Here is a 12,779-nt window from a genome sequence, read left to right as displayed (position 1 = left end):
AGTCGGTGCGCTCCGAACTGGTGCGGAGTGGGTGCCCGCGACGGTGGGAACATGGATGGGTCGATCAGCATCATTACGGGGGGCAGCATGGGGGAGTCGTCGACGAGCGGGAGCGAGCCGACCTTCAGCACCGATGACCGGCGGCGGCACGTGCGCCGGCTGGCGTTGGAATCGTTGGAGCGTCGTGGGGTACGGGTGCGTCCGGCCCCGCAGGACGCACTGGGTGACGACTGTTTCATCGACCAGACGGGAAATCACTACCGGCTGTACAACCTTCAGCTGCAATGTGCGCAGCGCCCGCCGGCCGAGTGGGCGGGCGCTGTCGAGTTTCATTTCGATCAGCAGTTCGCCGGCCGCTCGGATCCCGGGCCGGCCGAACTTACGGACGCCGAATTTCTGGCGCAGGTTCGCACGCGCCTGCAGACGCCGGACACCTCGGGCATGACCTCGATGCGGTACGCCCGCCCGGCGTTCGACGGTCTGGTGGCCGAGCTGAGTCGTGACCTGCCGACGGTGGTGAAGACGGTGGGTGACAACGACGTCGTCGGCCGCGACCTAAATTTCCTCTACGAGGTGGGTCAGCGCAACACCGATGCCGAGCCCGTGACCGTACAAGCGTTGGACCGCAACGTGTTTGCGTTGGCCGGAGATTCCTTCTTCATCGCCTCGAAAGCTCTGAACCTGCCTCGGCTGATCGAGACGGTGCTCGGGGGAGCCGCACCGCTGGGGGTGGTGTTCAGCGTGCCCCACCGCAGTCTGCTGTTCCTGCACGCCGTCGGCGAGGCCACCGCTGATGCAGTCAATTGGCTCGCTTCGGTGACGGTGGGGCAGACCGAGAATCCGCCTGGCGGGGCGATCAGCCGGGATACCTATTTCTGGCACGGAGGCGCGGTGCAGCGCATCACCCAGATCGACACCCAGGCCCGCAGCATCAGTCTGCTGGGTGACGGGGCGTTCGGTGAGGCGATGACTCAGCTGTAGTCGAGATCAACGCCAGGGTCGCGCCACGCGTCGGGAGACGACCGTAGCGTCGCGTTCGGCGCGCCAGCGCCGACCGCGACGCTACCTGTCGAACTTCCCACTCAAATACTCGACGCGGCAAGCGTTTCGGGCGAGCTTGCCGCTCGTCGTCCGGGGGATCACGCCGGCGGCGACCATGCGCACATCGGCGACCCGGATCTGGTGATGGCGGGACACTGCCGCGCGCACCGCGTCGACGATCGGTCCGGGCTCGGCGCGTCCGGCTCCGGCGGCCCGCTCGGCGACGATCACCAGTTCTTCGCCGCGGTCCCCGTTCACCGAGAACGCGGCGACATAACCCGAGCGCACCGCGGGCGATGACGCGCTGACGGTCGTCTCGATGTCGTGTGGGTAGTGGTTGCGTCCGTCGATCAGGATCATGTCCTTGATCCGGCCGGTGAGGTACAGCTCGCCGTCGATGTAGACGCCGAGGTCGCCGGTGGCCAGCCAGTGGCCGTTGTCGGGCACCTCGTCGGCGTGGCTACCGGTCGTGAGCCGGGTCTGCAGTTTGTTGGCGAACACCCGCTCGCTCTCGTCGACGCGACCGAAGTATCCCTGGCCGACGTTGTTGCCGTGCAGCCAGATCTCGCCGACGGTCCGGTCCGGCAGTTCGTCGCCGTCGGCGCCGGCGATCACCGCCCACTGGTTCGGAATCGGCTGTCCGCAGGACACGTGGGCCACGGCGCCTTCGTCGGTTGCTGCAACGGTGACGGCGCGTCCGGCACTGAGCTGGTCGCGGTCGAGGTACACCGCACTGGCCGCGGCGCTCGGCGCGATGCTGGCCACCGACAGGGTGGCCTCGGCCATGCCGTAGGACGGCTTGATCGCGGTCGCGGGCAGCCCGTACGGGGCGAACGCGGAGGTGAACTTCTCGACGGCGGCCATCGTGACCGGCTCGGACCCGTTGAGGAGCGTGACGACGTTGGTCATGTCCAGCGTCTCGCCCTCGGGCGGCAGGCCCCGCTCGGAAGCCAGCTCGAAGGCGAAGTTCGGGGCTGCGGCGAAAGTGCGTCCGTGGGCAGCCTCTTCGGCCAACCGCTTGATCCAGCGGTACGGGCGGCGGACGAACGCCATTGGGTCCATCAGGCTGATGTGGCCACCGCACAGCGCCGGGAACATGATCATGATCAGGCCCATGTCGTGGTACAGCGGCAGCCAGCTGACACTGCGGATCCCGGTGTCGAGGTCGCCGGCCAGGATCATCTGGATGACATTCGTACACACGTTGCGGTGGGTGATCTCCACACCGGCCGGGGTGCGTGTCGACCCGGATGTGTACTGCAGGTAGGCGATGTCGTCGGAGTCGACCGACGGGCTGACATACATCTCGGCCAGCGTGTCCGGGACGGCATCGACGGCGATCATGCGAGGCCGCTCGGCGGCGGGCAGCGTCTTGATGAAGTTGCGGACCGATTCGGCCGCTGCGGTCGTGGTGAGCACGACGGTGGGCTTGGCGTCGGCCAGCACCGCGGCCAGTCGCTCGGTATGACCGGCCAGGGCCGGCGCGAACAGCGGGACGGCGATGTTGCCGGCGTGCACGGCCGCGAAGAAGGCCGCGACGTATTCGACACCCTGCGGAGCCAGGATCGCGACGCGGTCGCGGGGCTGCGTCACCTGCTGCAGTCGGGCGCCGACAGCACACACCTGCGCCCACAGAGCGTTCCAGCTGAGCTCGACCGCTTGGCCGTCAGGATTGGTCGAGTAGTCGAGGAATCGGTAGGACGGCTCATCTCCGTAGATGAACCGGTTGCGATCCAGGAACGACGTCAGGGTGACGCCGTCGGGTACGACAATCGTGCCGTCATCGCGGACGTAGTTCTCGATGTTCGACGTCGACGTATCAACGGCACTGGTTGCGAAGGGATCCCGACCCATGCCGTAAGACTAATAGTGACTCTAATAAAGCCTGGCAGCGCGGTCCGGTGTGGGTTGTCACGAGGTGTGGAAAATGTGTCGTGCGTCTCTTTTTATCGCGGCCCATCCACGGCATAAGTGCCGTTATCGTCGGTGAACTCCACAATCACCCTGCGCAGCGTGTCATTTATCTCAACTGCGCAAGTGAACGTCGCTCCGGCCCGCACGACCGGATTCCGGCCGTTGTTGCACGCGACCGCGACGACGCGGTTGGCCCCGTAGCCGTTGATCGGATCGGACAGGATCTGTGCCACTCCGGACTCGGCCTGATGGACATCGAGTCGGGTGCTGTTGGTGTCCGCGCGGCTCCACGCCCACAGCCCGGTGCCGATCACCGCGACTGCCACGACGGCGACGACCGCACCGATGAGCAGACGCCGGTCGGGTCGCGTGGGCTCGGGTCGCGGAGTCGGCGGCGGCGGTGCGGGCCGCGGTTGGTGTTGCGGCGACGGTTCGGGCCACGCGCGGTGCTGAGGCGGTGCCGGCTGTCGTGGGGGTGGTGGTGGCGTCCATCCGCGCCGCGGCGGGGGAGCACCCGGTGGCGGCGTGCCACCGGGCAGGGGTGCGCCGCCCGGCCGCGCCCACCACGGCTGCTCGGGACCGCTCATCGGTTCTCCTCGACTGGACTCATCGGCTCACGGGAACCTCTGGTAGCACTGTGCGTCATCGCCCTGCAGGCCGGACCGGTAGGCCAGGATGCGGGTGAACCCCGCCGGCAGCACCCTGCCGTTGACGTCGCTGGCGGCCAGCCCATTGGTGAGCAGGCTGCTGATCGCCTCGTCGGTGTCACCGGCTGACAGCGTGATCGGCAGACCGGGCTCGGCCATCCTGGCCTGGCCCACGCCGGTCAGGCAGCCGGTGCGCATCGCGGCCACGGGAGTGTCGAGCGTCAGGCCCTTCTCGTGTTGCACCGCCATGGCGTACCGCGATGTCAGGACGGAGATCGCCGAGTTGTCGCCTTGGAGGAGCTCCTGCTCGTCGTTCTCGTTTCTGGCTTCCCCCAGGGCTTTCAGCCCCGCCAGGTCGACCACGATGGTGTTGGTCGCCGGGCAGTAGGACGCCGGCGGCGACGGTCCGGCGTCGGGGCAGGCGCTCGGCTCGGTAGTCAACGTGGGTGGGTTCGTGGGTGCGTAGACCTGCCGCAGCGACTGCATGGTGTGGTCCAGCAGATTCGCGGTGATCGTGCTGTTGGCGCTCTGCGGGCCGCCGAAGAAGTCGAGAAATTTGGGCAGATCACCACGGCGCTTGGTGATCTCGTCGGAGTCCATGGCGGCGCACTGGTCGACATTGCCGCTGAAGCCGATCTGGAAGGCGCTGACCCGGTCCAGCGCCGAACCGTGCTCGTTGCCGGTGAGCGTGGCGTCGACCCGGGTCATCAGGGGATCGCGGATGTAGATCAGCCCGGCCAGGACATGGTTGAGGCCGTCGCCGGTGCTCAACTCGAAGCGTGGGGATTTTCCGGCGGCGACCCAGCGCAGGTAGACCCCGGCCAGGCAATCGGCCTGCTGCTCGGCCACCAGCACGGGCGTGCTCTCGTTGATCAGCCGTGCCTGTTGCTGGACGGCGTGGCCGTATTCGTGGGCCATCACCCCGACCACGCCCATCTGGCCGAAGTACTGCGCCGCCACCGGAATCGCGACGCCGCGGTCCCAGGCCATCACGTCGCTCTTGAGGCAGTAGAAGGCGTTGGTCAGCCCGACAGTGCTTTCCCCGCAGATCTCGAGCCCGGGGGAGGCGTCGGAGTTGTAGGACACCAGGCGGGCAACGGGGGTGAAGGTTCCCGGCAGGGAACCGCCGCTGTAGTTCTGCGACCAGAAGTCCTCGATGTCGTCGATGGCCCGCAGGGCGAGGTCATCGATCTGGCCGCCATCGGTGTTCTCGGCCCGGCGGGTCGGCCCGGGGGCATCGGGTCGGGTGCCGCTGTGGCCGTCGGTCACCGGCAGTCCACCCACCCGGTCGGGTAGGAACAGCATCGAGGTCGCCCTGCCCCCGATCACGGGGGCGTCGCCGCATCCGGCCAGCAGCGCCGCACAACAGGCCAGACCGAGCCACCAGCGAAGCCTCGCCAACTGATCCGCCTTCCACGCGATCCACCCCAGCCAGTTCTACCTGTTCGCGACGACGTTCGGCGCGGGCCACCGATGACCTGCGGGACAATGGCGGCGCCATGTACACATTCGACGATCTGGTGACTCGGGTACTCGCCCGTGCAGCGGAGCCGGGGACGTCCGTCATCGGGATCGCCGGGGCGCCGGGGGCAGGCAAATCCACGCTGACCGAGGCGCTCGTCGCCGCCGTCCGGGCCCGGCTCGGCGACGACGCGGTGGCGCACGTTCCGATGGACGGATTCCACCTCGCCGACGTGGAACTGCTCAGGCTTGACCGGTTGGACCGCAAGGGTGCGCCGGACACGTTCGACGTTGCCGGATACGCCGCCCTGTTGCGCCGTATCCGCGGACGCACCGAGGTGGTCTACGCCCCCGGTTTCGAACGCGACATCGAGCAGCCGGTGGCCGGTGCGATCCCCGTGTTCCCGGACACGGCGGTGGTGCTCACCGAGGGCAACTACCTGCTGCTCGACGATCCGGCGTGGTCGGCGGTGACCGCGGAGATCGACGAAATCTGGTTCTGCGTAATAGAAGACGATGTCCGCGCCGCCCGTCTGGTGGCTCGTCACATCGCCTTCGGGAAGCCGGCCGGTGCCGCGCGGCGCTGGGTTGCCGAGGTCGATGAACCCAATGCCCGGTTGGTGGCGGCGACCGCCGAGCGCGCCGATCTGGTGGTCCCGGTGGCGGCCGTGAGGCCCAGCTCACACTGATGTCGTTTGTGTGCATAATCACGGTTCGGTGAGTTGCTATAACCCTCGGTGAGAGCCATGATTGTGGTGGTAAATCTGGAATCATTCCAGAAAATCAGCGCGAGATTGGATAGGTTGCAATGGCACTTTTGTCGATTGGTTCTCAGTTCCCGGAATACGACCTGACGGCCGTGATTGGTGGAGATCTGTCCAAGGTCGATGCCAAGCAGCCCGATGACTATTTCACCCGCGTCACCAACAAGGACGACGAGGGCAAGTGGCGGATCATCTTCTTCTGGCCGAAGGACTTCACCTTCGTGTGCCCCACCGAGATCGCCGCGTTCGGAAAGCTCAACGAAGACTTCGAGGATCGCGACGCCAAGGTGATCGGCGTTTCGGTGGACAACGAGTTCGTCCACTTCCAGTGGCGTGCACAGCACGACGACCTGAAGAAGCTGCCTTTCCCGATGGTCTCGGACCTCAAGCGTGAGCTCACTGCGGCGGCCGGCGTACTCAATGCCGACGGTGTCGCCGACCGGGCCACCTTCATCGTCGACCCCAACAACGAGATCCAGTTCGTCTCGGTGACCGCCGGTTCGGTGGGACGCAACGTCGATGAGGTGCTGCGCGTTCTCGACGCGCTGCAGTCCGACGAGCTGTGCGCGTGCAACTGGAAGAAGGGCGACCCGACGCTGAACGCCGGCGAGCTGCTGTCCGAGGCGGTCTAGTCATGAGCATCGACAACATCAAGGAAGCACTGCCGGAGTACGCGAAGGACCTCAAGCTCAACTTCGGCAGCATCGTGAAGTCCACGGAGCTCAACGAGCAGCAGCTGTGGGGTGCGTTGGTCGCCACGGCCGCCGCGACCAAATCGCAGCAGCTGCTGAAGGAGATCTCCGAGGACGCTCTCGACGTGCTGAGCGCGGAGGCGTACCACGCCGCCCTCGGCGCCGCGTCGATCATGGGGATGAACAACGTCTTCTACCGCACCAAGGGGCAGCTCGACGGCCGCTACGACGACCTGCGGGCCGGGCTGCGGATGAACATCATCGCCAATCCCGGTGTGCCCAAGGCTGACTTCGAGCTGTGGTCGCTGGCGGTCTCTGCCATCAACGGCTGCTCGCACTGCCTGTCCGCGCACGAGACCGTGCTGCGCGACGCCGACGTCTCCCGCACGACGATCTTCGAGGCCATCCGGCTGGCGTCGATCGTGTCCGGGGTGGCCCAGGCGTTGCTCACCGCGGACGCGCTCGCCGGAGTCTGATACGTAAGGTCCCAGAAATGGGCTTACGCGCATAACCCGACAGATAAACTCGCCTCTCGCGATTCTGAGAGGCGAGTTTTCTGTTGACGGCACCAACGAGCGACACCCACACCGCCCGCATCGACGCCACCGTGCGCAAGGCGATCACCGGTGCATCCATCGGCAACGCCGTCGAGTGGTTCGACTTCGCCATCTACGGTTTCCTGGCGACCTACATCGCCGGCAACTTCTTTCCGGCCGGCAACGAAACCGCCTCGCTGCTCAACACTTTCGCCATCTTCGCCGCCGCATTCTTCATGCGTCCGCTCGGCGGCTTCGTGTTCGGTCCACTGGGTGACCGGTTGGGGCGTCAGCGGGTGCTCGCCGTGGTGATCCTGCTGATGTCGGCGGCCACGCTGGGCATCGGCCTGCTGCCCACCTACGACACCATCGGTGTGGCCGCGCCGCTGCTCCTGCTTCTGCTGCGGTGCCTGCAGGGATTCTCCGCCGGCGGCGAGTATGGCGGTGGCGCAGTCTATCTCGCCGAGTACGCGAGCACGCGGCGACGCGGCTTCACCGTCACGTTCATCGCGTGGTCGGGGGTGCTGGGATTCCTGCTGGGCTCGGTCACCGTCACGCTGCTGCAGGCATTCCTGGCGACCGAGGCGATGGAGAGCTACGGCTGGCGTATCCCCTTCCTGGTGGCGGCGCCGCTCGGCCTGGTCGGTCTCTACATCCGGCTGCGCCTCGACGACACTCCTGAGTTCGCCGAGCTCGACGAGGCCGACCGGGTGGCCACCTCGCCGTTGCGCGAAGCCGTGGGCACCGCGCGACGGGCAATCCTGCAAGTCATCGGCCTGTTCATCGTGTTCAACGTCGGCTATTACGTCGTCTTCACCTTCCTGCCGACGTACTTCATCAAGGCGCTGCACTTCAGCAAGACCCAGGCGTTCGTCTCGATCACCCTGGCCAGTCTGGTGGCACTGATCCTGATCCTGCCGTTGGCCGCGCTGTCGGACCGGATCGGGCGCAAACCGCTGCTGATCGCCGGCTCGGCCTCCTTCGTGGTGGGCGCGTACCCGCTTTTCCTGCTGATGAATTCGGGATCGGTGGCAGCGGCGATCGTCGGGCACTGCCTGCTTGCGGCCATCGAATCCGTGTATGTCGCGACGGCGGTGACGGCCGGCGTGGAGCTCTTTGCGACCCGGGTCCGCTACAGCGGCTTCTCGATCGGCTACAACATCGCGGTCGCGTTGTTCGGCGGGACCACCCCGTATGTGGTCACCTGGCTCACCGCGGCAACCGGCAACAACCTGGCCCCCGCGCTGTATCTGGTTGCCGCGGGAGTCGTCTCGGTGGCCACCGTCCTGACATTGCGCGAGAGTGCGGGGCAACCAATGCGTGGCGTGGGCGACCCGCCGGGGCAGCAACGTGCCACGATGACACCGTGAGCACGACAAGAGGACGTCCGACGGGTGGGAAAGAAGGACGCCCGCCTAGGTCGAATGTTGGGCTGCGCCCGACGAAAGCCGACGTGGCCAGGCTGGCCAACGTCTCGACGGCGACCGTCAGCTATGTCCTCAACAATGTTCAAGGGCAACGCATCTCGGAACAGACCCAGGCCGCGGTGCGCAAAGCGGCGGCCGACCTCGGTTACCGACCCAACCTTGCGGCCCGCAACCTCGCCGTCGGCGGCAGCGGTGTGGTGCTCTACATCGTGCCGCGCACCGACCTCGGCGAACTGCCCCTGGAGGTCGGCAGTCGGCTCACCACCGCGCTCGGCCGACACGGCATCGTGCTGTCGATGCAGCTCGAGACCGACGACGGTCAGAACATCGTCGACGCGGTTGCGAACCTGAACCCGGTGGCCGTTGCCGGCGTGTTCCCGCTCACCGGCGCCGCTGCGGCGGCAGTCGAAGCGGCGAGGATCCCGCAGATCTACCTGGGCAGCGAGAAGTTGCGCGCACTCGGGTCGCTGCATCTGACGGTCGGGGCGATGCGGGTGGAGCATCTGATGTCGCGGGGCCACACGCGCCTGGGCTTCGCCTATTCCGGCGCGGAGGTGCTGCGGCCGCTCGGTGACTACTGGTTGTCGGGTCTTCGCATCGCCGCCGACGCGCAGGGCCTGCCCGAGATCGAGGTCGACAGCGTCGCCACCGACGGGTCCGATGCGGCCGCCGTCGTGTCGAGATGGGTGTCAGCGGGCGTGACGGCGGTGTGTGCGCAGAGCGATGAGACGGCGTTCGTGGTCCTGCACGGGATACGGCGAGCCGGCTTGCGCTGCCCTGACGATCTCGCGGTCATGGGAGTTGACGCGATACCGCTGGGTGCGGTGAGTTCCCCGCCGTTGACCTCTGTCGTGTTCGACGCCAAGACCATTGTCGATGCCGCGGTGCCGGCCATGATGGCAGAACTCGGATACCCCACGGTCGCCGACGTGGAAGACAACGACCCTGCCGGGCTCATCGTGCGCGACAGCACCTGAGCATTACAGGCGAACGGCATACCGTAACCCGTCCGGACCTTGTCCGGGGGTGGTCCCGACGTGTAACTTACGCGGGTAAGTAACTCTCCGCAGCCCTCAGAGAGGCGGACCGCCGTGAGTGTGAGCACCACCAATGACGTGTATTTCGATCCTTATGACGTCGAGATCAACGCCAATCCGTATCCGACGTTCGCCCGGCTCCGCGAGGAATCGCCGCTCTACTACAACGAGCAGTACGACTTCTACGCGCTGAGCCGCTTCGCCGATGTCAACAAGGGCCTCGTCGACCACGAAACCTTCAGCTCGGCGCGCGGCGCAATCATCGAACTGATCAAGGCCAACATCGACATCCCGTCGGGCGCCCTGATTTTCGAGGATCCGCCGATCCACACCGTGCATCGCAAGCTGTTGGCCCGGATGTTCACCCCACGCAAGATCAATGCGCTGGAGCCCAAGATCCGGGAATTCTGCGCGCAGTCGCTGGACCCGCTGGTGGGAGCAGGCAAGGTCGACTTCATCAAGGATTTCGGCGCGATCATGCCGATGCGGGTGATCAGCGCGCTGCTCGGGATCCCCGAGGACGACCAGGAGATGATCCGCGACCACGGCAACGACCAGCTGCGCACCGAGGCCGGCAAGCCGATGAAGGCGGCGCAGGAAGGTCTGGTCGACGGCTCGATCTTCGAGACCTACATCGACTGGCGTAAGGACAACCCGTCCGACGACATCATGACCGACCTGCTCAATGTCGAGTTCACCGACGAGCACGGGGTGACCCGCAAGCTCACCCGCGAGGAACTGCTGATCTACATCAACGTGGTGGCAGGTGCGGGCAACGAAACCACGACGCGGTTGATCGGTTGGGCGGCAAAGGTTCTCGCCGAACATCCCGATCAGCGGCGCCAGCTGGCCGAGAATCCCGCGCTCATCCCGCAGGCGATCGAGGAGCTGCTGCGGTTCGAGCCACCGGCCCCGCACGTGGCGCGGTATGTCACCCGCGACGTGGAGTTGCACGGCCAGACGGTTCCCGAGGGCAGCGTGATGATGATGCTGATCGGCGCGGCCGTCCGCGACAGCCGCCAGTTCCCGCCTGACGGTGAGGTTTTCGACATCCACCGCGAGCAGCGTCAGCACCTGGCGTTCAGTGTCGGCACCCACTACTGCCTGGGTTCGGCGCTGGCGCGCCTGGAGGGTCGGATCGCGCTGGAGGAGATGCTCAAGCGCTTCCCGGAGTGGGACGTCGACCTCGACAACGCCATATTGTCACCCACTTCGACGGTCCGCGGCTGGGATTCGATGCCGGCGTTGATCCCGTGAGCGACGCTTGCGGAGCGAACCGTACCTGGACACGCCGGAGCCGAGCCTGCGAGGCAACCGCGTGACGGCCTCGCTGACCGTCCCCAAGGACTGGACCCAGGTCACGCCCGAGTGGTTGACAGCCGCGCTGGCCGATCACCACCCCGATGCGGTGGTGGACCGCGTGGCGGTCGACATGCGCGATGACGGCACCAACCGCCGTGCGCGCCTGTCGGTCACGTACTCGTCGGGGACCGGTCCTTCGACGGTGTTCGCCAAGGCCGTCGATCCCGGGCACAAGGAGATGATCAAGTACACCAGCGGTCTGCTCCATGAGCCGAGGCTGTTCAACTCCAAAGTCGAACTGCCGCTGGAGCATCCGACGGTGTACGCGGCTCCGATCGACGAGGGCGACGAGGACTTCATGCTGGTCATGGAAGACCTCACGGCACGCTCGGCAGACCCGCGGGATGCCACCAGGCCGCTGACCGTGGAGCAGGCTGCGCACGGCGTACGCGGCCTGGCCCGGTTGCACGGCGCGTTCTGGGGCGCGCGGGTGCGCCGCCCCGGACTGGAGTGGCTGGAACCGTTCGAGCCGTGGGACGGTATGCAGTGGGCGCCCTTACCCGCTGCGCTCGAGCGGTTGGGTGACGATGCGCCGGCGTCAGTGCATGCGCTGACCATCGACCATCTGGTGGAGGGGATCTGGAAGCCGTTCATCCGGACCCTCACCGCAGCCGGCGTCCCGCAGACGCTGCTGCACGGTGATCCTCATATCGGAAACACCTACCTGCTGCCCGATGGGGATGTCGGATTCCTCGACTGGCAGGTGGCCCGTCACGGCAACTACTCACTGGATCTCGGCTACTTCCTGCAGGGTGCGTTGACGACCGAAGACCGAAGGGTGGCCGAACGTCAGTTGCTCGAGGAATACCGGGACGCGCTGGAGCTTCCGGCCGAGGAACTGCCGTCGCCCGACGAGATCTGGCTGCGATACCGGGCCTCGGTCGCCCACGGTCTGATGACCTGGCTGGCCACCGCCAGCGCGGGAGAGCTGTGGCAGCGCCCGGACATCGCACTGGCGCTGGCTCAACGGTATTCAGCGGCCTACGAAGATCTGCAGACCGCGCAGGCGCTGGCCGACCTCATCGGTCGGTGACGTCGGTCAGGCCGACCGCCTGACGGGAATCCTCGATCCGGACGGCCGAGAAACCACTACGGTGTCCGGCATGACAGGTGTGGTGGTGACAGGTGCAGCGTCGGGGATCGGCCGGGCCAGCGCGGAGGCGCTGATCGCAGACGGTCGGCGGGTCGCGTTGTGGGACATAGCGCCCGAGGTCCGCGAGGTGGCCGAAGGGCTGGGCATGCCCTCGACGGTGATCGACGTCTGCGACACCGGTGCGTTGACAGCAGCCGTCGAGGTGTCGGCGCAGGCGCTCGACGGCATCGATGGTCTGGTGCATGCCGCGGGCCGGGTGCTCCCCGAACCGGTGGGCGCCTTCACCGAGGAGTCCTGGGACGCGGTGCTCGACGTGAATCTGCGTGCGCAGGCGCTGTTGGTGCAGTTGCTGTTGCCGCATCTGGAGAAATCCGCATCTGACGGTGGGTCGCCCGCCGTGGTCGGCATCTCCAGCATCGAAGGCCTGGCCGCCAACCCGTTCATCCCGGCCTACTGCGCCTCCAAGGCGGGCTTGCTCGGGATGACTCGGTCGATGGCGGCGCAGTTGGGCCCGTTGGGGATTCGCGTCAACGCCGTGTGCCCGGGCTTCATCCACACCCCGATGCTCCAGATCGCATTGGACGTCGAGGAGATCCGGGCGAGCTTCGAACAGGCCGCGCCGCTGGGGCGGCTGGGGAAGCCCGACGAGATCGGGGCGGCCGTGGCATTCCTGATGTCACCGAAGGCTTCGTTCATCACCGGTACGCAACTCGTCGTGGACGGGGGAGTGACCAGCCGTCACGCGTGACTGCGCGATCCCTACGACGAATGGCCAGTTATGACACGTGAACTCGGAGAATCTGTG

At 66.6% G+C, this 12,779-nt stretch carries 12 protein-coding genes; 9 read left to right on the top strand and 3 right to left on the bottom strand.

From position 1 onward, the window contains the following. Positions 1-51: 51 nt before the first annotated feature. Positions 52-981: a hypothetical protein gene (locus tag AB0876_RS27480; protein ID WP_526043424.1), complete on the top strand. Its 930-nt coding sequence runs from the start codon at positions 52-54 to the stop codon at positions 979-981. Positions 982-1,062: 81 nt separating this feature from the next. Here the strand turns inward: AB0876_RS27480 and AB0876_RS27475 are convergent, their stop codons facing one another. The 3 genes from AB0876_RS27475 to AB0876_RS27465 all read right to left on the bottom strand — a co-directional run bounded on the left by AB0876_RS27475 (position 1,063) and on the right by AB0876_RS27465 (position 5,003). Next, a complete protein-coding gene (locus AB0876_RS27475; protein WP_491841024.1) occupies positions 1,063-2,895 on the bottom strand; it encodes a fatty acyl-AMP ligase in 1,833 nt (610 codons plus the stop codon). Between the two features lie 92 nt (positions 2,896-2,987). Then, positions 2,988-3,542 (bottom strand): DUF4333 domain-containing protein, encoded by a 555-nt coding sequence (locus tag AB0876_RS27470; RefSeq protein WP_526043423.1) that lies wholly within the window; start codon positions 3,540-3,542, stop codon positions 2,988-2,990. Between the two features lie 27 nt (positions 3,543-3,569). Beyond that, positions 3,570-5,003: a neutral zinc metallopeptidase gene (locus AB0876_RS27465; RefSeq protein WP_491841026.1), complete on the bottom strand. Its 1,434-nt coding sequence runs from the start codon at positions 5,001-5,003 to the stop codon at positions 3,570-3,572. A 98-nt stretch (positions 5,004-5,101) separates the two neighbouring features. Between AB0876_RS27465 and AB0876_RS27460 the strand changes: the two genes are divergently transcribed. From AB0876_RS27460 to AB0876_RS27425, 8 genes are all read left to right on the top strand, one after another. Continuing rightward, complete coding sequence (locus AB0876_RS27460) at positions 5,102-5,752, top strand: nucleoside/nucleotide kinase family protein (protein ID WP_526043422.1); 651 nt, start codon at positions 5,102-5,104, stop codon at positions 5,750-5,752. Positions 5,753-5,871: 119 nt separating this feature from the next. Beyond that, a complete protein-coding gene (locus tag AB0876_RS27455; protein ID WP_526043421.1) occupies positions 5,872-6,459 on the top strand; it encodes a peroxiredoxin in 588 nt (195 codons plus the stop codon). A gap of 2 nt (positions 6,460-6,461) precedes the next feature. Beyond that, on the top strand, positions 6,462-6,995 hold the full coding sequence (gene ahpD / locus AB0876_RS27450; protein ID WP_135359092.1) for an alkyl hydroperoxide reductase AhpD: 534 nt from the start codon (positions 6,462-6,464) through the stop codon (positions 6,993-6,995). An 83-nt stretch (positions 6,996-7,078) separates the two neighbouring features. After that, entirely contained in the window at positions 7,079-8,425 is a 1,347-nt protein-coding gene (locus AB0876_RS27445; protein WP_526043420.1) for an MFS transporter, read from the top strand. A gap of 62 nt (positions 8,426-8,487) precedes the next feature. Further along, positions 8,488-9,459: a LacI family DNA-binding transcriptional regulator gene (locus AB0876_RS27440; protein WP_491841383.1), complete on the top strand. Its 972-nt coding sequence runs from the start codon at positions 8,488-8,490 to the stop codon at positions 9,457-9,459. 114 nt (positions 9,460-9,573) lie between these two features. Continuing rightward, entirely contained in the window at positions 9,574-10,776 is a 1,203-nt protein-coding gene (locus AB0876_RS27435) for a cytochrome P450 (RefSeq protein WP_491841030.1), read from the top strand. A gap of 61 nt (positions 10,777-10,837) precedes the next feature. Beyond that, positions 10,838-11,914: a phosphotransferase gene (locus AB0876_RS27430; protein WP_491841031.1), complete on the top strand. Its 1,077-nt coding sequence runs from the start codon at positions 10,838-10,840 to the stop codon at positions 11,912-11,914. 70 nt (positions 11,915-11,984) lie between these two features. Beyond that, positions 11,985-12,722, top strand: a complete 738-nt coding sequence (locus tag AB0876_RS27425; protein WP_526043419.1) for an SDR family NAD(P)-dependent oxidoreductase — start codon at positions 11,985-11,987, stop codon at positions 12,720-12,722. Positions 12,723-12,779: the final 57 nt, after the last annotated feature.

Source organism: Mycobacterium sp. NPDC049093, assembly GCF_040704635.1.
Classification (GTDB): Bacteria; Actinomycetota; Actinomycetes; order Mycobacteriales; family Mycobacteriaceae; genus Mycobacterium.
Note: the sequence above shows the minus strand (reverse complement) of the source record. Positions and strands in the feature narration are given on the sequence as shown.

Excerpts from the sequence above, each read along its gene's own strand:
- AB0876_RS27480 (WP_526043424.1), top strand. The coding sequence starts at position 52 with ATGGATGGGTCGATCAGCATCATTACGGGGGGCAGCATGGGGGAGTCG.
- AB0876_RS27475 (WP_491841024.1), bottom strand. The coding sequence starts at position 2,895 with ATGGGTCGGGATCCCTTCGCAACCAGTGCCGTTGATACGTCGACGTCG.
- AB0876_RS27470 (WP_526043423.1), bottom strand. The coding sequence starts at position 3,542 with ATGAGCGGTCCCGAGCAGCCGTGGTGGGCGCGGCCGGGCGGCGCACCC.
- AB0876_RS27460 (WP_526043422.1), top strand. The coding sequence starts at position 5,102 with ATGTACACATTCGACGATCTGGTGACTCGGGTACTCGCCCGTGCAGCG.
- AB0876_RS27455 (WP_526043421.1), top strand. The coding sequence starts at position 5,872 with ATGGCACTTTTGTCGATTGGTTCTCAGTTCCCGGAATACGACCTGACG.
- ahpD (WP_135359092.1), top strand. The coding sequence starts at position 6,462 with ATGAGCATCGACAACATCAAGGAAGCACTGCCGGAGTACGCGAAGGAC.
- AB0876_RS27425 (WP_526043419.1), top strand. The coding sequence starts at position 11,985 with ATGACAGGTGTGGTGGTGACAGGTGCAGCGTCGGGGATCGGCCGGGCC.